Raw genomic sequence first — 20,279 nt, 5'->3', positions numbered from 1 at the left:
TTTGTCAGGTATGATTCGGCCATCTGTCTGCCGGATGCCGGGAATCAACCGCCTGATGACTAACCCCTCTTCAATGACCATTACCCAGCGTGAGGCTTGCTCTGCGGATGCGTTGTGCCTTGCGGCGCTCGGTATGCAGGTTTTTCTCGATACCTACGCAACGCAGGGCATTCGACAGTCCATCGCCCGCGAGGCGCTGGAGGCGTTTTCGCCTGCGATCTTTGCGCAACTGCTTATCGAGCCGACAACGTTCATCGTCGTTGCCGAGTCGCAAGGGCATTTGATCGGCTTTGCCCAGGTCGCGTTGCGCACCGACCACGCAATGCTCGGTGTGTCGAACGCCGCCGAGTTGCAACGCCTCTATGTGCAGGAGCGCTTCACAGGGCGTGGAGCGGGGCGGCTGCTACTTGAAGCCGCCGAGCGGCGTGCAGCAATCCGTGGTGCCTCGCTGTTATGGGCGACGGTCTGGGTTGGCAATCCGCGCGCGCTGGCGTTTTACCCTCGTCAAGGCTATGAATGGAAAGGTACGCCGCACTATGTGTTTCAGGGCGAGACACATGAGAATCAACTGTTTGCCAAACCGCTGATGACTACTGACTGACACGACGTTGCTGTGCAACAAGGACGCTGAATGCTGCGCATACTGGGCAAGACCTCCTCGATCAACGTACGAAAAGTGCTCTGGACGTGCGAGGAGCTGAAGATACCCTTCACTCAGGAAGACTGGGGGTCAGGCTTCAAACCTGCCAACACCGATGAGTTTCTCGCGCTCAACCCGAATGCCATGGTGCCGGTTATCGTTGATGATGACTTCGTGCTTTGGGAGTCCAACAGCATCATTCGCTATCTGGCCAACCGTTATGCTGGCGGTCATGTTTATCCACTGGATCCACGTGCCAGGGCGCAGACCGATCAGTGGATCGACTGGCAAGGCTCGGAGCTGAACAGATCATGGAGTTATGCCTTCATGTCACTGGTGCGACGCTCGACCGAGCACCAGGACCCTGTCGCCATGGCCGCGTCCTGTGCCCAGTGGGCCAGGCATATGCAGATACTCGACAGGCAGCTGGAAAAGACCGGCGCCTATGTCTGTGGCGAGCGTGTTACCCTGGCTGACATCCCCATCGGTCTTTCAGTCAATCGCTGGTTCGAGACGCCTCTCGAGCATCCCGACCTGCCCGCCGTCAATGCGTATTACGAACGCCTGAGCCATCGTTCCGGCTACCTTCTGTACGGGCGCAACGGAACTCCGTGACGGTTCGTCGGGCTCGCGTTTATCCTTGGGCACCATTGTGAGCCTTGTTGCCTGTTAAGGAGTCGTCGAAGTGACCACCATCAAAATTACCGCGGGCGGATATGAGTTTCTGGCCGAAACCCATCCGGATGCGCCGCAAACGGTGGAAGCGTTTCTCAAGCTGCTGCCTTATCGGCAGAAATTCATCCATGTGCGCTGGAGCGGCGAGGGCTGCTGGGTGCCGCTGGATGATTATCAGCTGAAGCTGGATGACACATTGATCGGTTTCGAGAACGCAACCAGCCATCCTTCGGTAGGCGACATTCTTTTCTATCCGGGCGGTTACAGCGAAACCGAGATTATCCTTGCCTACGGCTCGTGCTGTTTCGCCAGCAAGATGGGGCAGTTGGCGGGCAACCATTTTCTGACTATTACCCAAGGCAAGGATAACTTGCGCAAACTGGGTGTGAAGACACTGTGGGAAGGCGCTCAGGATGTGGTTTTCGAACTGGCTTGAGTCGGCCGCCATTGGGCGATAGGCATTTGCCAGTATTTGTTGGAACTGCTGATCTTCGCCAGGGGTCTAGTCCACGATGCTTCCAGCTCCCGGAAGCCGACCTGGAGACATGACCGTGAATATTTTCGAAGCCCTGCGCGAAAGCCATGACCGTCAACGCAGCTACGCTGATGCCCTGATCAAGACCAGTGGCGACAGTGCCGAGCGCGAGAAGGCCTACAAACAGCTCAAGGAAGAGCTGCAGGCCCACGAAACGGCCGAAGAACGGTTTTTCTATATCCCTCTGATGGCCCACGACAATGGCGTGGACCTGAGCCGTCACGCCATTTCCGAGCATCACGAGATGGACGAGATGATGGAAGAGCTCGATGAAACCGAGATGTCCAGTCCAGCCTGGCTGGCCACTGCGAAAAAGCTGTCGGAAAAAGTGCATCACCACCTCAAGGAAGAAGAACAGAAGTTTTTCCAGATGGCGGGCAAATTGCTCGACGAAAAGCAGAAACAGAGCTTGGCCGGCGAATACGTGAAGGAATACGAGGAGCAATTGGCTGAAGGTTGATAGCGCGGTGCAGTGCTAGAATCGGCTTTTTATCAGCGAAGGCATGACATGAAGTTTCTGTTTCTGACGAGCGTGACGGTGATTGCCGCAACCGTATTGACCGGGTGTGCAGCGCCTTCCAGCTCCGCACGTGCCGCAGGACCCTACAAGGTCCTGTCGAGCGCCAAGCAGGATGCTGCCGTTGCCCAGTGCATTCAGGTGACCTGGCAGAACGAAGCCATGTTCGGCACGTCTTCTGACGTGTTCCTGCATGACCTGTCCGGCGGCGGTTTCACCGTGTTTACCACCGAGTCGACCTACTTTGCTGACGTGCGTGGCAAGGGCCCGACCACTGCCGTCGAGTTCTATGCCCCGCAAGGCGATGCCCAGGCCGCGTTGCGCTCTGCGGCCATTGCTACCTGTCTTTAAGCCTTTTCCCCACTCGACACCTCTCGTTCCCACGCTCCAGCGCGGGAACGCCGTTCTGGCCGCTCTTTGTGCCCGTGCCCGTGCCCGTGTTTAGGGCTTATTTGCGTTGATACTCCACGCCCGATAACAGCGCATGCGCACAAGAGTGGGGCCTTACCACTCAAATGTGACAATCGGTAGCGTTACCTGCGGGCTTCGTCCCCGCTTTCCCGACTCAATCCCAAATTCCAGTCTGTTGATTTGTTTCGACTTTTTCATGGGGTGTTTTCCGCGCGTCCTCTATGGCACACTTTCTGCTGTCTATTCCGTTGTTACATACCTATATCCGCTATAGCGGAATAACGAATACTTCGGCGGAGTTTAAGTCATGCATCGCGGACCTTCCTTTGTGAAAGCTTGTGCTTTTGTTCTTTCAGCCTCATTCATGGCCAATACGGTGCAGGCAGCCGAAGGCAGCAAGCTCGATGCAGTATTGAAACGTGGCAATCTGGTGGTAGGGACGGGTAGCACCAATGCGCCTTGGCACTTCCAGGGCGCGGACGGCAAGTTGCAGGGCTTCGATATCGACATTGGCAGAATCATCGCCAAGGGCCTGTTCAATGACCCGGGCAAGGTGGAATTTGTCGTGCAGTCCTCGGATGCACGTATCCCCAACCTGCTGACCGACAAGGTCGACATCAGCTGCCAGTTCATCACCGTTACCGCCAGTCGCGCACAGCAGGTGGCATTCACCCTGCCGTACTACCGCGAGGGTGTGGCCCTGCTGTTGCCTGCCAATAGCAAGTACAAGGAAATCGATGACCTGAAGGCGGCAGGTGACGATGTGACTGTTGCTGTACTGCAGAACGTGTACGCCGAAGAGCTGGTGCATCAGGCGCTGCCCAAGGCCAAGGTCGATCAGTACGACAGCGTCGACCTGATGTACCAGGCGATCAACTCCGGACGTGCCGATACAGCGGCCACCGATCAGTCTTCAGTCAAGTACCTGATGGTGCAGAACCCTGGCCGCTACCGTTCGCCTGCCTTTGCCTGGAGCCCGCAAACCTATGCCTGCGCGGTCAAGCGTGGCGACCAGGACTGGCTGAACTTCGTCAACACCGCGTTGCATGAAGCCATGACCGGTGTCGAGTTCCCGGCTTACGCGGCGTCTTTCAAGCAATGGTTCGGTGTCGATCTGCCGGTGCCTGCAATCGGTTTTCCGATGGAATACAAATAAGTCCACTCTGACCTTCAGCGGCAGGGCGGGCCCTCGGGCTTTCCCTGCCAGGTACGGGCAAGCATGAATTACCAATTGAATTTTGATGTCGTGTGGCGCGACTTCCCCAGTCTTCTGGCGGGGTTGGGCCTTGGTCTGGAACTGGCCCTGATCTCGATCGCGATTGGCTGTGTGATCGGGCTGGCGAATGCATTTGCGCTGCTGTCACGCTACAAGGCGTTGCGTATTGTTGCGTCGATCTACGTCACGGTAGTTCGCAATACGCCGATTCTGGTGTTGATCCTGCTGATCTACTTCGCGTTGCCCGGGCTGGGCATTCGACTGGACAAGCTGGCGTCATTCATCGTCACCTTGTCGCTGTACGCCGGTGCCTATCTGACCGAAGTGTTCCGTGCCGGGCTGCTGAGCATCCACAAGGGGCAGCGCGAAGCGGGGCTGGCGATCGGTCTGGGCGAATGGCAGGTGCGGGCCTACATCATCGTGCCGGTGATGTTGCGCAATGTATTGCCGGCACTCTCCAACAACTTCATTTCGCTGTTCAAGGACACCTCTCTTGCGGCCGCCATTGCCGTACCGGAGCTGACCTATTACGCGCGCAAGATCAACGTCGAAAGCTACCGGGTGATCGAAACCTGGCTGGTGACCACAGCACTCTATGTGGTGGCCTGCTACGTGATCGCTCTGCTTCTGCGCACCCTCGAACAACGTTTGGCGATTCGCCGCTAGGAGGCTGTCATGTATCAACCCCCTGGCTGGTTGCAGGAATTGTGGAATGCGCGGGAAGTGCTCTGGTCCGGCTTTATGACCAGTATCCAGTGCTCGGCGCTGGCGATTGCCGCAGGTACGCTGATCGGCATGCTGGCCGGTCTGGTGCTGACTTACGGCGGTTTTTTCGCCCGCTTGCCGATTCGGCTCTATGTGGATCTGATTCGCGGTACCCCGGTGTTCGTGCTGGTGCTGGCGGTGTTTTACATGGTGCCGGCGCTGGGTTGGCAGATCAGCGCGTTTCAGGCCGGCGCAATAGGCCTGACGCTGTTCTGCGGCTCTCACGTTTCAGAAATCGTGCGCGGCGCCCTGCAGGCCATTCCCCGTGGCCAACTGGAAGCCGGCAAGGCCATCGGACTGCGCTTTGGTCAGTCGCTGCGCTACGTGTTGCTGCCTCAGGCCATGCGTCAGATCCTGCCGACCTGGGTCAACTCCTCGACCGAGATCGTCAAGGCGTCAACGCTGCTTTCGGTGATCGGTGTGGCTGAACTGCTGCTCAGCACCCAACAGGTGATCGCGCGCACGTTCATGACCCTGGAGTTCTACCTGTTTGCAGGTTTCCTGTTCTTTCTCATCAACTACGCCATCGAACTTCTTGGGCGGCAAATCGAAAAGCGGGTGGCATTGCCATGACACAGACTCATAACCCTGGCCCGGCGCTGCTCAGCATCGAGGGCCTGCATAAATCCTACGGCGCAGTGGAAGTGCTCAAGGGCGTCGATCTGCGCATGCAGAAAGGCAATGTCGTGACCTTGATCGGTTCCAGCGGCTCGGGCAAGACCACCTTGCTGCGCTGCGTCAACCTGCTGGAAGAGTTTCAGGGCGGGCATATCCGCCTTGAGGGGCAGGACATCGGCTACAGCAATGTAGACGGCAAGCGCACCCGCCATCCGGAGCGTCTGATCGCGCAACACCGGGCAATGACCGGCATGGCCTTCCAGCAATTCAACCTGTTTCCGCACCTCAGTGCCTTGCAGAACGTCACCCTGGGCTTGCTCAAGGTCAAGAAGATGCCCAAGGATCAGGCCGTTGCGCTGGCCGAAAAGTGGCTGGACCGGGTCGGCCTGCTGGAGCGGCGTAATCATTTCCCCGGTCAGTTGTCCGGTGGCCAGCAGCAGCGTGTGGCGATCGCCCGCGCCATTGCCATGAACCCCAGCCTGATGCTGTTTGACGAAGTCACTTCGGCACTCGATCCGGAACTGGTGGGCGAAGTGCTGAGCGTCATCAAGGACCTGGCCGAGGAGGGTATGACCATGCTGCTGGTGACGCACGAAATGCGTTTCGCCTACGAAGTGTCGGACCAGATCGTGTTCATGAATCAGGGCCGTATCGAAGAGCAGGGGCCACCCAAGGTTTTGTTCGAGCAGCCGAAGTCGGCGCGCTTGAGCGAGTTTCTCAAGAACATCCGTTTTTAAACGTTCACCACGTCCAATGCTTCAAGACAAGGAAAAACTCATGACTATTACCCGTTATGGCGCAGGCAGTACAGCAGGGGGCGGCCAGCCACGCCCATTCGCCCGCGCAGTCGAGGCTGACGGCTGGCTGCACGTTTCCGGCCAGGTGCCTGCGCAGGATGGCGAGATTATCGTCGGCGGCATCGTCGAGCAGACGCACCAGACCATGCGCAACCTGATCGCAATTCTTGAGGAAGCCGGTTATGCGCTCAAGGATGTGATCCGGGTCGGCGTGTGGCTGGAAGACCCGCGGGACTTCTGGAGTTTCAACAAGGTGTTCGGTGAGTACTTCACCCCGGAGCATGCACCGGCACGCGCTTGCGTTCAGGCGAGCATGATGGTCGACTGCAAGGTCGAAATCGACTGTATCGCTTACAAGCGCAAGTAGCAGACGTGCAGCTACACGTTGCAAGCCGCAAGCCGCAAGCCCGATCACCTGAGGCTTTTGGCTTGCCGCTTTCCCAAGGAATGAACTCATGACCGAAGACACTATCAAGCGCCGGGCACGTGGACTGGACCGGGCGTTCGATATCCTGGATTTTCTCAAGGAAAAGGCCAGGCCCATGCGCCCCAATGAGATCGCCAGCGGCATCGGCAGCCCCAAATCGACGGTTTACGAGCTGGTGGCCTCGCTGCTGGAACGGCGCATTCTGGAGACAGTGGGCAAGGACGGGCATGTCTATCTTGGCCGTCAGTTGTATTTCCTGGGGCAGGCACACTTGCGGCACTTCGATTTCACTCGCGAGGCCGAAGCCTGCCTGTGCGAGATCGTCAGCCAGACGCGGGAAACTGCGCAGATGTGCCTGCTCAATGGTCGCAAATACACCGTGGCACTGATGAAGGAGGGCGAGCGTCATTTCAGGATTTCTTCAGACATCGGCGAAAACGCGCCCATTCCATGGACGGCGTCCGGGCGTCTGTTGCTCAGCCATCTGAGCGATCAGCAGATCATCGACCTGATCGACCCCGACGACTTCATTCTGCCGGGGGGCGAACGTCTGCCGCTGGAGACCTTTCTTCGGGAAATCCGCAAGGCCGGCGAGGAGGGCTTCTTTTCCTTCGACAGCGTGGCTGACACCTTCACCCACTGCTTCGCCGCCCCCGTGAACAACGAACACGGTCAGTGCATCGCCACGCTGTGCATCGTCGCGCCGCGTGCCGACGCCAAGACCCACTACGACGACTATCGGCGGGTGCTGATCGACAGCGCCAATGGCCTGGCTCGCCGTATCAATGAATAACCGCAGGAGATTACCGATGAGCACCGCCGTAATGGACAAGGGTACTGCGCAGCCGGGTGACAGCCTGGTCAGTGATGTCAGCCTGCCCGCACTGGTGATTCACAATCACGCGCTGCAACACAATATTCGCTGGATGCAGCAGTTTGTCAGCGACAGCGGTGCAGAGCTGGCACCGCACGGCAAGACCAGCATGGTGCCCGCGCTGTTTCGCCGGCAACTGGACGCGGGCGCATGGGGCCTGACCCTCGCCACGGCAGTCCAGACGCAGGCCGCTTACGCGCATGGCGTGCGCCGGGTGCTGATGGCCAACCAACTGGTCGGTGCGCCGAACATGGCGATCGTTGCCGACATGCTGGCTGATCCGATGTTCGAGTTTCACTGCATGGTCGACCATCCGGACAATGTCGCTGCGTTGGGCGAGTTTTTCGCTGCGCGTGGCCTGCGTTTGAACGTGATGATCGAATACGGCGTACCCGGCGGGCGTTGCGGCTGCCGTAGTGAAGAACAGGTGCTGGCGCTGGCCGACGCTGTTCTGGCACAACCGGCGCTGGCATTGACCGGCATTGAAGGGTACGAGGGCGTCATCCACGGCGACCACGCTATCGAAGGCATCAAGGCCTTTGCCGCGTCACTGGTGCGTCTGGCTGTCGACCTGCAGGACAAGGGCGCCTTCGCACTGGATCGCCCGATCGTCACGGCGTCCGGCTCGGCCTGGTATGACCTGATCGCCGAAGCATTCGACGCTCAGGCGGTTCGCGAGCGCTTCCTCAGCGTGCTGCGGCCGGGCAGCTATGTGGTGCATGACCACGGCATCTACAAGGACGCGCAGTGCTGCGTGCTGGATCGGCGTGCCGAATTGAGCGAAGCGTTGCTGCCTGCCCTGGAAGTCTGGGCGCATGTGCAATCCATGCCGGAACCGGGCTTTGCAGTGATTGCCATGGGCAAGCGCGATGTAGCCTACGACGCCGGGTTGCCCAATCCGCTGCTGCGTTACAAGCCAGGCGTGCAATCGACTGCCGGTGACGATGTCAGCGCCTGCAAGGTGACGGCTGTCATGGACCAGCACGCATTCATGAGCGTTGCACCCGGGTGCGAGTTGAAGGTCGGCGATATCATTTCCTTCGGCACCTCGCACCCGTGTCTGACGTTCGACAAGTGGCGTTCAGGTTGCCTGGTGGATAATGACCTGCGGGTGATAGAACCTTTCAGTACGTATTTCTAGATAAGTATTTGCAGGAGTATCGTCACATGAGCCTTCCACGGGTCGCCCTGATCGGCGAATGCATGATCGAACTGCAACAGCATGCTGATGGCAGCCTGCGCCAGAGCTTCGGCGGCGACACGCTCAATACCGCGGTCTACCTTTCCCGATTGCTGGGTGAGCGGGCCAAGGTCGACTACGTCACTGCGCTGGGCGACGACAGCTTTAGCGATGCGATGTGCCGGATCTGGGCGGACGAGGGCATCGGTCTGGGCAAGGTGCAGCGCCTGCCTGGACGCTTGCCGGGGCTCTACTGCATCCAGACCGACGCCAACGGTGAGCGGCGTTTCCTCTACTGGCGCAACGAAGCTGCCGTGCGCGACTGCTTCATGACCCCGGCGGCCGAGCCGATCCTGGCAGCGCTGGCCAGCTATGACGTGCTGTATTTCAGTGGCATCACCCTGGCAGTGCTTGGCGAGCAGGGGCGTGCCAAACTGCTGGAGGCATTGGCGCGTGCGCGTCAGCGCGGAGTCAGGGTCGCCTTCGACAACAACTATCGTCCGCGGCTGTGGGCCAGTGTCGAGCAGGCCCGCGAAGCCTACCTTGCGTGTCTGCAGCATGTAGACCTGGCCTTGCTGACCGAAGACGACGAGCAGGCACTGTATGGCTATGCCGACAGCGAACAACTGCTGGCCGCCTATCGCGGGCGCGGCATCGGTGAAATCGTCGTCAAGCGTGGCGCCCAGAGTTGCCTCGTCGAAGCCGGCGGCGAACGTTTCGACATCGCAGCGCAGAAGGTCGAGCGTGTGGTCGATACCACGGCTGCGGGTGACTCGTTCAGTGCTGGTTATCTCGCGGCCCGGCTCACGGGTCAACACCCGCTGCAGGCAGCGGAAGCAGGGCATCGCCTGGCCAGTATCGTGATCCAGCATCCAGGCGCGCTGGTACCGAAGTCGGTCATGCCAGTCTGATAGCACTTGCCAAGGAACATGCAGTTGATCGGCTAACACACTGACAGGCAAGCATTTCGCTGGAACCCGCGCGAAAATCCGGCCACCATAGGCGACCTTTTCGCCTGCGAGCCCACCACCGGAGTCTGCGTGCCTGACGACCTGCCTTCTGCGCTTCCTCATGACCTGGATGTCGACCTTGTACCGCCCCGGCAATTGCCGTTTTTCCGACGCCTGTTGGCGCGGCTGATGGGGCGCGGCCTTACCGGGCTGCGCTCGCAGCACGCGCCCTCATGGTCGCAGGGGCATGCCGACGGTTATCTGAACGGCCACATCGAAGGCGTGCGTGAAGGCTATGAAGAGGGTTATCTGGATGGCCAGGAGTCGGGCCGTCAGGTGCTGGTCATCAGCGATACCCGGCCAGCCCGGCATCGTGGCCCCAAGGTCGACGATCATCTGTTCGATGACTGGCGACTGGCGCTCACACCTGAACTGAAAAAGCGCATCAAGGCCGATGTCGCCGAAAAACTCCCCGCACATGCCCAGCCCAGCGCAGCGCAGTGGAAGATGATCTTCAGCGATACGCCGTCTACCTATGTGATTGCCGGGGCCGGCGCAGGCAAATCCACGTCGCTGGTCCTGCGGATTCTGTTGCTGCATCACTACCTGGGCTTCGAACTGAACGCCATGACGGTGGTGACCTTCACCCGTGAGTCGCGCAAGGACTTCATCAGCAAACTGATCGATGTCATGGCCCTGTGGGGGCATGCGCTGGAGCAAAAGCAGGCGCGCGAGGTGGTACGTACCTTCCATTCGCGCATTCTGCCGCTGGTGCGCAGCCTGCCGGGGTTTGAGCAGCTGCGCGCGTTCGAGAACCTGAGCAGTCAGTCTTCCGGCCTGGAAGAGGCGGACAGCAACCCCTTCGACTTGCGGATCAACGATGCGCAGCGCCAGCAACTCAATCTCTGCTACCGCGATCTGTACGCCGGCAACGAGCGTTTTCGCGAAGTCATGGCGCCGCTGTATCGCCATGCCCTGCAGCTCAAGGAACTGGACCGCGATCACCCTGATGTGCAGAAACGGGTCGCCGTGACCGAGCTGTCCTCGAAACGCGATGAGGAGTGGTGCGACACCGTTGAAGATCTATGGATTCGCGCGGGAGCCTGGCCTATAAAAGGCATTGAGCCCATGCGCCAAGCTGTTGAAATAAATGGTTTTCCGTTTTCTTTTCACGGCTATATCGCCGAGCTGGATGCCTGGGTCGTGCTGGGTCTGGACGCCAGTGAGGACCAGCAACTCAAGCGGCCGGGCGCCAAGCTGCCGGTGTGGGCAGAGGGCGTGATAAAGCGCACGCTGTTTCAAGCTTTCTGCAGTAAGCCATTGATATGGTTGGATAACTACCAGTCGGCCAATGAGGTTTTGCAATCGCTGGCAGGGGAAGCCGCCGCGGGGCCTGGATTCGATTACCGGGTCAAGGGCGAACTCGGTGCGGCACCCTTGCTGGACTGCTTCGTCACGGCCGCCAGCTTCATCGAGAACCTGGGGCTGGATGTGCCGAGCGCCGTGTCCGAGATGAGTTTTGCCAGCGATGACCCGGACCGCTTCTTCTTCGAAGCACTCAGCCTGTTCTGGAAAGCCTTTGAAACGCACCTGCTGGCTCAATCGCCGCCGATCATGACCTACAACCGCATGTTTGCCTTGTTCGGCGAGACCTCACCCGAGAACCTCAAGCACGTCAGTGACCCGATGCTCAGACCCTTGGCGCATTTGATGATCGACGAGTTCCAGGACGTCTCGCCGCAGATCGTGTCATGGTTACGCGCCAGCCTGCGCGAAATCAGGCGCCGTGGTCCGGCGTTGCACACGGGGCGCATCGCTCAGCATTCATCGCTGCTGTGTGTCGGTGACGATTGGCAATCGATCTACGGCTGGCGCGGCAGCTCGCCGAAGTACTTCATGGAGTTCGCAAAGGAGTTTTCCTCCCCGGCGACCACCAGGGTCATGCTCAGTGACAACTTCCGCAGTCATCAGCACATCATCGACGCCGCCGAGCACATCGTCCGTGCGGCCCCGGCCATCCCGGGCAAGAAGGCCCGCGCCAGTGGCCTGCTTCAGGAACTGCTGCCGGTCAAGGTACTGGATCGCGATGAGGACGAGCTTGCCGAGCGGGTCGCCGAGCATTATCACGATGGCGACTCGATCCTGCTGCTGTACCGCAAGGGCAGCGAGAAGGCGCGCTTCTCGGCGCGCCTGCAGGCATTGATCGACGCCGATTCGGCAAATGGCGCGCAGAACCGTCGCATCAGAACGCTGACCTACCACAGCTCCAAGGGCTTGCAGGCGGATGCCGTATTTTTGCTGGGCGATTGTCAGCATCTGACCGTCTCGCCCTACAAGAATCAGGTTTACCGCTTGGCAGGGCTGGGTGATACGAATGATCTTCAGCCATTCGATACGGCACAGAAGGATGAAGTCTTGCGTCTGGCCTATGTCGCCATTACTCGTTCGGCGCGGCACTGTTATTGGTATATCGATGAAAGCGCCACTTCAGGAGACGCTGTTCAGATGCCCAAAGCGTCAGACAGGATTGCCCGCGACAAGCCTTTCTTCGAAGACCTGCGTAACAGGGTTCGTGCCGGCTGAGGCATTCATGTCAGATAAAACCGGCGATCTGTCGTTGCGCATGAGTGCCGAATAATTCCAGCTCATCCTCGATGGCTTCGATGATGCGCTCCACGTCTGCGGCATTCATCACGGTAGAACAGGGCAGGCCGGCAATGGCGACCACGGTTTCACCGCTGGCACGGTCGAAAAGTCGCGCAATCATGCTCCCTGGCGCATCCATCGAGGCTTCGAAACCCACGGGATGGAAGTGCCAGCGCATCAATTGGCATGCATTGGGGAATGTGACTTTAGTCATGACGAGGGCCCACCTGAATCAATCGAGCACTTCCTTTGCTCCAATGGGTAGGCAGACAGCCAGAATGCGTCCGGTAAAGCGATGATGACGAGACGATGATCAGTGCTACAGATCATCGGTCGGTCAAGTTACTTTCCAGCAGGATCGCTGAGCGGTCTGACGAACACTGAAAATAGCATCTGCCAGCGCCGTTCTGGAAAAATTTTTTATGACGCGGCACAAAAAAATCAATTATATGACCCGTGTCATTAGAAGGTATTAATAGGCACGCTCCATGCATTTGCAGAGTCGCTGCCGCAAGTCCTTCAATGGAATGAATTTGCCGTGACGAAGATGGTTTTCGTGCCGGGTCTGGGGCAAGCTGTCGCTATTGACCCGAGGAATCGCACATGCTGAAAAAATCCCTTGCCGCACTGGTGTTGCTGGCCTCGACCAGTCACGCGGCAGAGACGGTCAATATCTACAACTGGACGGACTATATAGCGCCGGACACCCTGAAGAATTTCGAAGCCGCCACCGGTTTCAAGACCACTTACCAAACCTTTGAAACCAATGAAGCGCTGAACGCAAAGCTGCTGGCTGGCCACTCCGGTCACGATGTGGTTTTTCCGTCCATTCATTTCATGGGACGACAAATCCAGAACGGGCTGCTCAAAACCCTCGACAAGCGGCAGTTGCCCAACTGGAAAAACCTCAACCCGGTCCTGCTCAAGGCGCTGGAGGGCAGTGATCCCGGTAATCAGCATGGCTTCCCTTATCTGTGGGGCAGTACCGGCATCGGCTATGACTCGACCAAGGTCAAGGCCATCCTCGGCAAGGATGCACCGCTCGATTCCTGGGATCTGGTGCTCAAGCCGGAAAACATGAAAAAGCTCGCCCAATGCGGTGTGGTATTTCTCGACAGCGCGCCGGCTCTGCTGCCGATCACCCTGAATTACCTTGGCTTGCCACCACACAGCGAAGTGCCTGACGACTACCGCCAGGCAAAGGCGGTACTGGACAGCGTGCGGCCATACGTACGCAATTTCAGTTCTGCCGATTACATCGCCGACCTCGCGAAGGGCAGAATTTGTGTCGCGGTGGGCTATTCCGGGGATATTTCCCAGGCTCAGGAGCAGGCACAAAAAGAAGGCAATGGCATCACCATCGACTATGCCGTTCCGAAGGAGGGCGCGCCCATGTGGTTCGACATGGTCGCCATCCCTGCGGACGCCACCGATATCAAGGGCGCCTACGCGTTCCTGAATTACCTGCTGCGCCCCGAAGTGATCGCCAACATCACCAATACCGTGCATTACGCCAACGGCAATGAAAAGGCAGACGCGCTGATAGGTCCCGGCCTGTGGACCGATACCACGGTGTACCCGGACGCCGACATGTTGAGCCGCCTGTTTGTGATGTCTCAGGTCCCGGACACTATCGATGCGTTGCGCGAGAAGCTCTGGGACAGTTTCAGGGCCGACAGGTAACGTTGCTCAGATGACATGAGCCTGTTGCAGTTCGGTCAGTGCCTGAGCCTTCAACCGGGCCAGCAGCGGATCGCGACGATCCCTTGGCGTCTGCAGCCCGACCGGTAATTGGTGGGTGATTGTGCCGGGGCGGCTGCCCATCACCAGCACGCGGTCGCTCAGGTACAACGCCTCGTCAACATCATGAGTCACCAGCAACAGGGTAATGGCATGGCGCGCAGCCAGTTGCAGCAGCAGGTCCTGGAGCTTCATCCGGGTAAACGCATCGACTGCGCTGAACGGCTCATCCAGCAGCAACACCGCCGGGTGCGAGTACAGGCCGCGCGCGATGGCCACGCGTTGCGCCATGCCCCCGGACAGCGCTTTGGGCAAGGCATCGGCAAAACCGGACAGGCCCACTTCTTCGATCAATTGAGCGACCCAGCGGCGGTCGTAGCGATCATCGTCACTGAAACCGATATTCTGTGCGACGGTCAGCCAGGGCATCAGGCGCGGCTCTTGAAACACGAACGCCACTTCGCCCTGAATACGCTGCACCGAACCACTAAATTCCTGCTCCAGCCCGGCGACAATCCTCAACAGCGTGCTTTTGCCGCAGCCGCTGGGGCCGAGCAGGCTGACGATTTCACCTGACTGTAGCGACAGATCGATGCCGTGCAGCACGGTATTACCCGCGAACGCCTTGTGCTCGACGCGTATGTGCATCAGTGATTCCGGCATCTATCAACCCTCACGGCTTTGCCCGTTGAATGTATCGCGCCAGGCCAAGAAGCGTTTTTCCAGGCTTGCCAGCAGGCCGTCGCTGAGTTTGCCCAGTGTCGCCAGAACGATGATCGCCGCCAGCACGATGTCCGGACGCGAGGTTTCGCGCCCGTCACTGAGCAGGTAGCCCAGGCCTTTGGTGGCAGCGATCAGCTCGGCAGCCACCAGAAACATCCACGACAGGCTCATGCCGCTGCGCAAACCGGTAAACAGGCCGGGCAGGGCTGCGGGCAGAAGAATGCGCCGGGTCAGGCGATAGCGGCTCAAGCCATACATCTGGCCGACTTCCACCAGCTTTCGGTCAATGCCTCGAATCGCGGCCACGCCGTTGAGGTACACCGGAAAGAACGCACCAATGGCAATCAGCACGATTTTCGATGTTTCGCCAATGCCCAGCCACAACAGCAGAAGCGGCACCCATGCCAGACTCGGAATGGAGCGAAGCCCGGCGAATGTAGGCTCCAGATACGCTTCTGCCTCGCGACTGAGCCCCACCCACGCGGCAAACACCAGGGCCAGACTCGCACCGATCGCAAAGCCGCTGAGCACACGCAACAGACTGGCGCTGATGTGCTTCCACAACGCACCGTCCGCCAGGTCGCGCAGGGTCAGCACGATCTCGCTGGGCGCTGGCATCTGGTAGGCAGGCAGCCAGCCGATGCGTACGATCATTTCCAGCAAAACGATAATCACGGCCGGCACCACCAGGCCCTTGAGTGGTGTTCTGTAGCGCTGCCAAAGCGTTCGTTGTGCCTTGTCCGGCACTGTTGCCTGCGCTGAGGCAGGCAACGACTTGTTGCGGCGGGTCATGGCGTGGCGATCACGGCTTTGGAGAATTCAGGCGTGATCAATTGATCAATGACCTGTTCGACATTGATGCATTTGCGCACCAGATCCTCGGAGACCAGAATCGGCGCTGCGGCCTTGGACGCTTCCACGTCTTTCGCGCTCAGTTGCGGGGTGCTCAGGTCTGTGCGGGTCAATTGCAGTCTGGCGACTTCCAGCGGCAGGCCCGACTCGGTCGCCAGCAGCCTGGCCAGCTCATCAGGGTTTTTTACTGCCCATTCCCGGGCTTGTTCATAAGCGCTCAATACTGTCCTGATCGCCTGAGGATGCTCCCTGGCATAGGTTTCCGTGACGCTCAGTACGCCATAGCTGTTGAAGTCCTTGTTGCGGTAAAGCAGGCGTGAGCCGGACTGGATTTCACTGGCCGCCATGTGCGGGTCAAGCCCTGCCCAGGCATCTACGTCACCTTTTTCGAGGGCGGTGCGTCCATCGGGATGCTGCAGGTGCAGCAGCTCGACATCATCCTTTTTCAGCCCGGCCTTCTGCAGCGCGCGCAAGGTGAACAGATAAGGGTCGGTGCCTTTGGTGGCGGCTATTTTCCTGCCTTTGAGCTCGGCGACCGATTGCAGCGGCGAATCCTTACGCACCACCAGTGCGGTCCATTCTGCCCGGCTGTAGACATACACCGACTTGATCGGGCTGCCGTTGGCCCGCGCCAGCACCGCAGACAGGCTGGCCGACGATGCAAAGTCGACGCTGCCGCTGTTCAGGTACTCCAGCGAGCGGTTGCTGCCCTGGCTCAACACCCAGGTGACTTTCGCCTCCGGCAGGGCTTTCTCCAGCCAGCCAAAATGCTTGAGCGCCAGGCTGAGCGGCGAATAGTAGGCGTAGTCGAGGCGGATTTCCGCAGGTGCGGTCTCGGCGGCTTGCACTGTGCCATTGAGGCTCAACGCCAATAGGCAGGAGCTTGCCATCCAGCGAATCAACGCGCGCGGAGACAACAACCGAAAAGAAACGGGGGGTTGTGGCATAGTGGCATCCAGGTCAGGAAAGCAGAGCCGCAGCGACCGGTTGGTATATTCCAAAACAGGCAGTTCGCAGGGCGTGAAATTCAGAACCGGAATATTGCACGCTCTATGCCAACGACCAAAGCGCTTGAATTCCGGGGGCTTACGCGGTTTTTCAGCGTCCGTGATGTTGATCTGACAGCGGTCTGTTGAATGGCTGTTGCCAGGCAGACAGTCGGGTTTGATGACTCATCTTTCGACGATTTTTTGACATTTTCCCTGCTTGTCAGGCGATTTTTTTTGCCGGTATTGCAACAGAATCGTTTTTTGACACTCTTAATCGTCCACATTCTTAATTTCGAAACATGTGCGCACTAGGCTCTGTACGAAAAGTCGGCGAGCGAAGGTCAGGCGAGGCAAAAACAGGCGAGGAAGCGGAGTCTACGTGTTGTAAATGAGCATTCCGAGCCTGTTTTTAACGAAGCATCACCGAGCGCAGCCACTTTTCGTACAGAGCCTAAGATTCGCGCGTGACCCTTTTTGACTGATCCGCAGAAATTTCCAGGGCGAGCTGCACAAGCCTGCGTATTCGCACCAGCCAAGTGGCTGTCCCCTTTCAAATGCGCACCGGACTCAGAAAATAATGAATATGCCGAAAATGTCTTCCATCAACCGACTTCAGCGCCGCCTTGCGTGGTGTTTCTTCCCCTCCGTGCTGGTGGCTTCTGCCCTGGTCCTGTTCACCATGGGCAAAGGCGTGCATGCAGAGCCCAAGAATGGTATCCAGACACTGGTATTTCTGCGTCATGCCGAAAAGCCGGCCATGGGGCTGGGGCAATTGAACTGCCAGGGGCTCAACCGGGCGATAGAACTGTCGGAAGTCCTGCCCAGGGAATTCGGCAAGGCTGACTTCATCTTCGCCGCCAATCCGAGCCGACATGTGGAAGAGGGTGAGGGCGACCAGTCCTACAGCTACGTTCGTCCGCTGATGACGGTAGGGCCCAGCGCAATCAAACTGGGGTTGCCCGTCAACCTTGACTTCGGTGCCAACGACACCGCAGACCTGGCCGATGAACTGATGCAGGACAAGTACCACAACGCAGTCATCTACACCGCCTGGTCGCATGGCTATCTGCCGGAGCTGATCAACAAGGTGGCTGAAGAAGCGTCCGGCAAGAGCACCAATCTGCTGGATGACTGGACAAACGATGATTTCGACTCGGTGATTGTCGTCACCCTGAAATGGGTCGATGGCAAAGCGACGCTCGATTACAAGAATCAAAAGCAGGGCCTCAACAACGGCGCCGAGACCTGCCCTGAAGCGACCTGATGCCCAAGCGCAACGGTTTTCAGCCGTTGAGAGACTTCATCGACGCCGCGTTATAGCGCTCACCGGATGCCGACCCCTGGGCCGGGAAAATCGCCTCCAGCTGGGCAAGGTCATCGGTACTCAGCGTCAATGAAGCCGCTGCCACGTTGCTTTCCAGGTATTTGCGCTGCTTGGTGCCGGGGATCGGAATGATGTCATCTCCCTGGGCAAGCACCCAGGCCAGCGCCAGTTGCGACGCGCTGATGCCCCTGGCCGTAGCCAGTGCCTTGACCTGCTCGACCAATTGCAGATTGCGATTGAAGTTTTCGCCCTGAAACCGTGGGGTGAAGCGACGGTAGTCATCGGCCGCGAAGTCGTCCGGTGTGCGCAATTCACCGGTCAGAAACCCCCGGCCGAGCGGGCTGTACGCCACGAAGGCAATGCCCAGACGGCGGCAGGTGGCAAGCACGCCATCCTGTTCCGGATCGCGTGACCAGAGTGAGTACTCGCTCTGCACGGCCGCCAATGGATGCACCGCGTGGGCCTTTTCGATGGTCGCGGCACTGGCTTCGCAGATGCCTATGTGGCGAACCTTGCCAGCCTTGACCAGTTCGGCCATGGCGCCAATGGTGTCCTCGATGGGCACCGTGGGGTCGACACGGTGCTGATAATAGAGATCAAGGTAATCGGTGTTCAGCCGCTTCAGGCTGGCGTCGATGGACTGGCGAATGTACGCCGGACTGCCATTGACGCCACGCGCATGCGGGTCATCGCCACGGACGATGCCGAACTTGCTGGCCAGGTAGATACCTTCACGCTTGCCCTCGAGGGCACGACCAAGCAAGGCTTCGTTGGTGTGCGGGCCGTACATGTCAGCCGTATCGAAAAAGTTGACACCCAGCTCGATCGCGCGGTGCAAGGTGGCGATGGATTCCTTTTCGTCGATGCCGGTGGTGTAGAAGTCCGACATTCCCATGCAGCCCAGCCCGAGGGCGGACACGTGCGGACCGAGTTGACCCAATTGGCGCGTGATCACAATGAGTGCTCCTGATCGTTGAAAGATCGGTCGAGTTTCGCCTCTTTGCGTGGCTCAATAAACCGGGTGTTTCTTATTTCACTGTTGTTGAAATCCAAACAATGCTGACCGTAGTGGTGGTCAGCGCCTGTCGGTGGGCATGCAACACCGCGCCTCTTGAATCCGACAAAGCGCGCTAGTCACACCATACCGAATGGAGTACAAATGTACTCCATGAGCACATTATCTCCTCGACGCAGCGCTATTCTTACCTTCATCCGCGATCGCATCGCGCAGCAGGGGCAATCACCGAGCCTGGCGGAAATTTCCGAGGCTTTCGGTTTTGCTTCGCGTAGCGTGGCGCGCAAACACATTGTGGCCCTGACTGAAGCCGGGCTGATCGAAGTCGTTCCGCATCAGGCACGGGGCATTCGCCTGCTGAACACTGAGCCACGGCCCGAATTGCTGGAAATTCCGGTCCTGGGGCGCGTGGCGGCGGGCGTACCGATCGGGCCTGATCTCGATATCCACACCACGCTGCACCTGGACCGCAGCACCTTTACCCGTGTGCCGGACTACCTGCTGCGCGTGCAGGGCGACTCGATGATCGAGGACGGCATTCTCGATGGCGACCTGGTGGGCGTGCACCGTAACCCGCAGGCCAGTGACGGGCAGATCGTGGTTGCCCGTCTGGACGGCGAGGTGACCATCAAACGCCTGCAACGCCGTGCCGACCAGGTTCGCCTGTTACCGCGCAACCCGGCCTACGAACCGATCATCGTCACGCCCGATCAGGACTTCGCCATCGAAGGCGTGTTCTGCGGGCTGGTGCGTCGCGAATGATGGGCGCGGTGGTCAGCCTGGACGCCTTGCTGGATGAGCGCAGGGTCTGGAAAGGGCGTCAGCAGAGCGCGCCACAGGTCAGCCCGCAGCCCAGTGGCCATGCGTTGCTGGACGCTGCCTTGCCCACCGGCGGCTGGCCTGCTGCGGCCCTGACTGAAATCCTCATCCCGGCCAATGGCAGCGGCGAACTGCGCCTGCTGTGGCCGAGCCTGGCGCGGCTTTCCGCGATCGCTGAGCGCATTGTGCTGGTCGCACCGCCCTATATTCCGTACCCACAGGCGTGGCTGGCCGCCGGCGTCGATCTGCGCCAGTTGGTGGTGATCGAGGCGAGTAACCGCGATGCCTTGTGGGCTGCCGAGCAATGCCTGCGCTCCGGCAGCTGTGGCGCGATCGTGTGCTGGCCCGGCATGGTCGATGACCGTGCGTTGCGACGCTTGCAGGTGGCTGCCGAAACCGGGCAGACCCTTGCCTTTGCCTGTCGCCCGCAGCAGGCCGCCGCCAATCCTTCACCTGCGGCCCTGCGCATAGCGCTCGATACCCGTCCCGCACAGTTGCGGGTACTCAAATGCCGGGGCGGACTTGCGCCGCCTTTCCCCATTCCGTTCCCGACCGACGCTTGAGGT

23 protein-coding genes are annotated in these 20,279 nt (G+C 59.2%); 18 read left to right on the top strand and 5 right to left on the bottom strand.

Features of this window, described 5'->3' with window-relative positions:
• The first annotated feature begins 55 nt into the window (after positions 1-55).
• The 14 genes from QRN50_RS01875 (at position 56) to QRN50_RS01810 (ending at position 12,188) form a co-directional block, all read left to right on the top strand.
• A complete protein-coding gene (locus QRN50_RS01875) occupies positions 56-601 on the top strand; it encodes a GNAT family N-acetyltransferase (RefSeq protein WP_024640960.1) in 546 nt (181 codons plus the stop codon).
• 30 nt (positions 602-631) lie between these two features.
• Positions 632-1,255, top strand: coding sequence for a glutathione S-transferase family protein (locus tag QRN50_RS01870; protein WP_096127269.1), 624 nt, complete (start codon positions 632-634; stop codon positions 1,253-1,255).
• Positions 1,256-1,325: 70 nt separating this feature from the next.
• Positions 1,326-1,751, top strand: coding sequence for a DUF3830 family protein (locus tag QRN50_RS01865; RefSeq protein ID WP_024640962.1), 426 nt, complete (start codon positions 1,326-1,328; stop codon positions 1,749-1,751).
• 115 nt (positions 1,752-1,866) lie between these two features.
• Positions 1,867-2,310 (top strand): hemerythrin domain-containing protein, encoded by a 444-nt coding sequence (locus QRN50_RS01860; RefSeq protein WP_024640963.1) that lies wholly within the window; start codon positions 1,867-1,869, stop codon positions 2,308-2,310.
• A 48-nt stretch (positions 2,311-2,358) separates the two neighbouring features.
• Entirely contained in the window at positions 2,359-2,718 is a 360-nt protein-coding gene (locus tag QRN50_RS01855) for a hypothetical protein (protein ID WP_024659648.1), read from the top strand.
• Between the two features lie 367 nt (positions 2,719-3,085).
• A complete protein-coding gene (locus tag QRN50_RS01850; RefSeq protein WP_024640965.1) occupies positions 3,086-3,934 on the top strand; it encodes a transporter substrate-binding protein in 849 nt (282 codons plus the stop codon).
• 63 nt (positions 3,935-3,997) lie between these two features.
• A complete protein-coding gene (locus QRN50_RS01845) occupies positions 3,998-4,660 on the top strand; it encodes an amino acid ABC transporter permease (RefSeq protein WP_096127270.1) in 663 nt (220 codons plus the stop codon).
• Positions 4,661-4,669: 9 nt separating this feature from the next.
• A complete protein-coding gene (locus QRN50_RS01840) occupies positions 4,670-5,332 on the top strand; it encodes an amino acid ABC transporter permease (protein WP_024640966.1) in 663 nt (220 codons plus the stop codon).
• Entirely contained in the window at positions 5,329-6,114 is a 786-nt protein-coding gene (locus QRN50_RS01835) for an amino acid ABC transporter ATP-binding protein (protein ID WP_011267730.1), read from the top strand. The genes QRN50_RS01840 and QRN50_RS01835 overlap by 4 nt, the downstream gene beginning before the upstream one ends.
• Positions 6,115-6,154: 40 nt before the next feature.
• Positions 6,155-6,541 carry a RidA family protein gene (locus QRN50_RS01830; RefSeq protein ID WP_003317642.1) on the top strand — a complete coding sequence of 129 codons (387 nt, stop codon included), beginning with the start codon at positions 6,155-6,157 and terminating at the stop codon, positions 6,539-6,541.
• A gap of 88 nt (positions 6,542-6,629) precedes the next feature.
• Entirely contained in the window at positions 6,630-7,394 is a 765-nt protein-coding gene (locus QRN50_RS01825; RefSeq protein WP_011267731.1) for an IclR family transcriptional regulator, read from the top strand.
• 16 nt (positions 7,395-7,410) lie between these two features.
• Positions 7,411-8,616: an amino acid deaminase gene (locus tag QRN50_RS01820; RefSeq protein ID WP_032656085.1), complete on the top strand. Its 1,206-nt coding sequence runs from the start codon at positions 7,411-7,413 to the stop codon at positions 8,614-8,616.
• 26 nt (positions 8,617-8,642) lie between these two features.
• Entirely contained in the window at positions 8,643-9,566 is a 924-nt protein-coding gene (gene kdgK, locus QRN50_RS01815) for a 2-dehydro-3-deoxygluconokinase (protein ID WP_011267733.1), read from the top strand.
• A 129-nt stretch (positions 9,567-9,695) separates the two neighbouring features.
• The gene (locus QRN50_RS01810; protein WP_024660097.1) at positions 9,696-12,188 is read left to right on the top strand and encodes a UvrD-helicase domain-containing protein; all 2,493 of its coding nucleotides are present in this window, start codon (positions 9,696-9,698) and stop codon (positions 12,186-12,188) included.
• 10 nt (positions 12,189-12,198) lie between these two features.
• Here QRN50_RS01810 and QRN50_RS01805 read toward each other — a convergent pair whose 3' ends face one another.
• On the bottom strand, positions 12,199-12,465 hold the full coding sequence (locus QRN50_RS01805; RefSeq protein WP_024641605.1) for a DUF1652 domain-containing protein: 267 nt from the start codon (positions 12,463-12,465) through the stop codon (positions 12,199-12,201).
• Positions 12,466-12,854: 389 nt separating this feature from the next.
• Between QRN50_RS01805 and QRN50_RS01800 the strand changes: the two genes are divergently transcribed.
• Positions 12,855-13,934 carry a polyamine ABC transporter substrate-binding protein gene (locus QRN50_RS01800; protein WP_003402721.1) on the top strand — a complete coding sequence of 360 codons (1,080 nt, stop codon included), beginning with the start codon at positions 12,855-12,857 and terminating at the stop codon, positions 13,932-13,934.
• 6 nt (positions 13,935-13,940) lie between these two features.
• Here QRN50_RS01800 and QRN50_RS01795 read toward each other — a convergent pair whose 3' ends face one another.
• The 3 genes from QRN50_RS01795 to QRN50_RS01785 are packed head-to-tail and all read right to left on the bottom strand — an operon-like array spanning position 13,941 to position 16,513.
• Entirely contained in the window at positions 13,941-14,654 is a 714-nt protein-coding gene (locus QRN50_RS01795) for an ABC transporter ATP-binding protein (RefSeq protein ID WP_096127271.1), read from the bottom strand.
• Positions 14,655-14,657: 3 nt separating this feature from the next.
• A complete protein-coding gene (locus QRN50_RS01790) occupies positions 14,658-15,506 on the bottom strand; it encodes an ABC transporter permease (protein ID WP_024638764.1) in 849 nt (282 codons plus the stop codon).
• A complete protein-coding gene (locus tag QRN50_RS01785; protein WP_060409061.1) occupies positions 15,503-16,513 on the bottom strand; it encodes an aliphatic sulfonate ABC transporter substrate-binding protein in 1,011 nt (336 codons plus the stop codon). Before QRN50_RS01785 ends, QRN50_RS01790 begins: the two co-directional genes overlap by 4 nt.
• 619 nt (positions 16,514-17,132) lie before the next feature.
• Between QRN50_RS01785 and QRN50_RS01780 the strand changes: the two genes are divergently transcribed.
• Positions 17,133-17,819: a hypothetical protein gene (locus tag QRN50_RS01780; protein WP_024641812.1), complete on the top strand. Its 687-nt coding sequence runs from the start codon at positions 17,133-17,135 to the stop codon at positions 17,817-17,819.
• A 19-nt stretch (positions 17,820-17,838) separates the two neighbouring features.
• Here the strand turns inward: QRN50_RS01780 and QRN50_RS01775 are convergent, their stop codons facing one another.
• Positions 17,839-18,834, bottom strand: a complete 996-nt coding sequence (locus QRN50_RS01775) for an aldo/keto reductase (RefSeq protein ID WP_054092207.1) — start codon at positions 18,832-18,834, stop codon at positions 17,839-17,841.
• Positions 18,835-19,038: 204 nt separating this feature from the next.
• Here QRN50_RS01775 and lexA point away from each other — a divergent pair, with 204 nt between their 5' ends.
• A complete protein-coding gene (lexA, locus tag QRN50_RS01770) occupies positions 19,039-19,656 on the top strand; it encodes a transcriptional repressor LexA (protein ID WP_011267741.1) in 618 nt (205 codons plus the stop codon).
• Positions 19,656-20,276 (top strand): translesion DNA synthesis-associated protein ImuA, encoded by a 621-nt coding sequence (gene imuA, locus QRN50_RS01765; protein ID WP_024641815.1) that lies wholly within the window; start codon positions 19,656-19,658, stop codon positions 20,274-20,276. Before lexA ends, imuA begins: the two co-directional genes overlap by 1 nt.
• Positions 20,277-20,279: the final 3 nt, after the last annotated feature.

Origin of the sequence: Pseudomonas sp. MEJ108, assembly GCF_030208985.1 — a bacterium.
Lineage (GTDB): Bacteria > Pseudomonadota > Gammaproteobacteria > Pseudomonadales > Pseudomonadaceae > Aquipseudomonas > Aquipseudomonas fragariae.
This window is presented reverse-complemented; position numbering and strand designations above follow the sequence as displayed.

Coding starts and splice junctions, on each gene's coding strand:
- QRN50_RS01870 (WP_096127269.1), top strand. CDS start 632: ATGCTGCGCATACTGGGCAAGACCTCCTCGATCAACGTACGAAAAGTG.
- QRN50_RS01850 (WP_024640965.1), top strand. CDS start 3,086: ATGCATCGCGGACCTTCCTTTGTGAAAGCTTGTGCTTTTGTTCTTTCA.
- imuA (WP_024641815.1), top strand. CDS start 19,656: ATGGGCGCGGTGGTCAGCCTGGACGCCTTGCTGGATGAGCGCAGGGTC.
- QRN50_RS01840 (WP_024640966.1), top strand. CDS start 4,670: ATGTATCAACCCCCTGGCTGGTTGCAGGAATTGTGGAATGCGCGGGAA.
- QRN50_RS01830 (WP_003317642.1), top strand. CDS start 6,155: ATGACTATTACCCGTTATGGCGCAGGCAGTACAGCAGGGGGCGGCCAG.
- QRN50_RS01795 (WP_096127271.1), bottom strand. CDS start 14,654: ATGCCGGAATCACTGATGCACATACGCGTCGAGCACAAGGCGTTCGCG.
- QRN50_RS01805 (WP_024641605.1), bottom strand. CDS start 12,465: ATGACTAAAGTCACATTCCCCAATGCATGCCAATTGATGCGCTGGCAC.
- QRN50_RS01835 (WP_011267730.1), top strand. CDS start 5,329: ATGACACAGACTCATAACCCTGGCCCGGCGCTGCTCAGCATCGAGGGC.
- QRN50_RS01875 (WP_024640960.1), top strand. CDS start 56: ATGACTAACCCCTCTTCAATGACCATTACCCAGCGTGAGGCTTGCTCT.
- QRN50_RS01790 (WP_024638764.1), bottom strand. CDS start 15,506: ATGACCCGCCGCAACAAGTCGTTGCCTGCCTCAGCGCAGGCAACAGTG.
- kdgK (WP_011267733.1), top strand. CDS start 8,643: ATGAGCCTTCCACGGGTCGCCCTGATCGGCGAATGCATGATCGAACTG.
- lexA (WP_011267741.1), top strand. CDS start 19,039: ATGTACTCCATGAGCACATTATCTCCTCGACGCAGCGCTATTCTTACC.
- QRN50_RS01800 (WP_003402721.1), top strand. CDS start 12,855: ATGCTGAAAAAATCCCTTGCCGCACTGGTGTTGCTGGCCTCGACCAGT.
- QRN50_RS01825 (WP_011267731.1), top strand. CDS start 6,630: ATGACCGAAGACACTATCAAGCGCCGGGCACGTGGACTGGACCGGGCG.
- QRN50_RS01780 (WP_024641812.1), top strand. CDS start 17,133: ATGAATATGCCGAAAATGTCTTCCATCAACCGACTTCAGCGCCGCCTT.
- QRN50_RS01820 (WP_032656085.1), top strand. CDS start 7,411: ATGAGCACCGCCGTAATGGACAAGGGTACTGCGCAGCCGGGTGACAGC.
- QRN50_RS01845 (WP_096127270.1), top strand. CDS start 3,998: ATGAATTACCAATTGAATTTTGATGTCGTGTGGCGCGACTTCCCCAGT.
- QRN50_RS01785 (WP_060409061.1), bottom strand. CDS start 16,513: ATGCCACAACCCCCCGTTTCTTTTCGGTTGTTGTCTCCGCGCGCGTTG.
- QRN50_RS01855 (WP_024659648.1), top strand. CDS start 2,359: ATGAAGTTTCTGTTTCTGACGAGCGTGACGGTGATTGCCGCAACCGTA.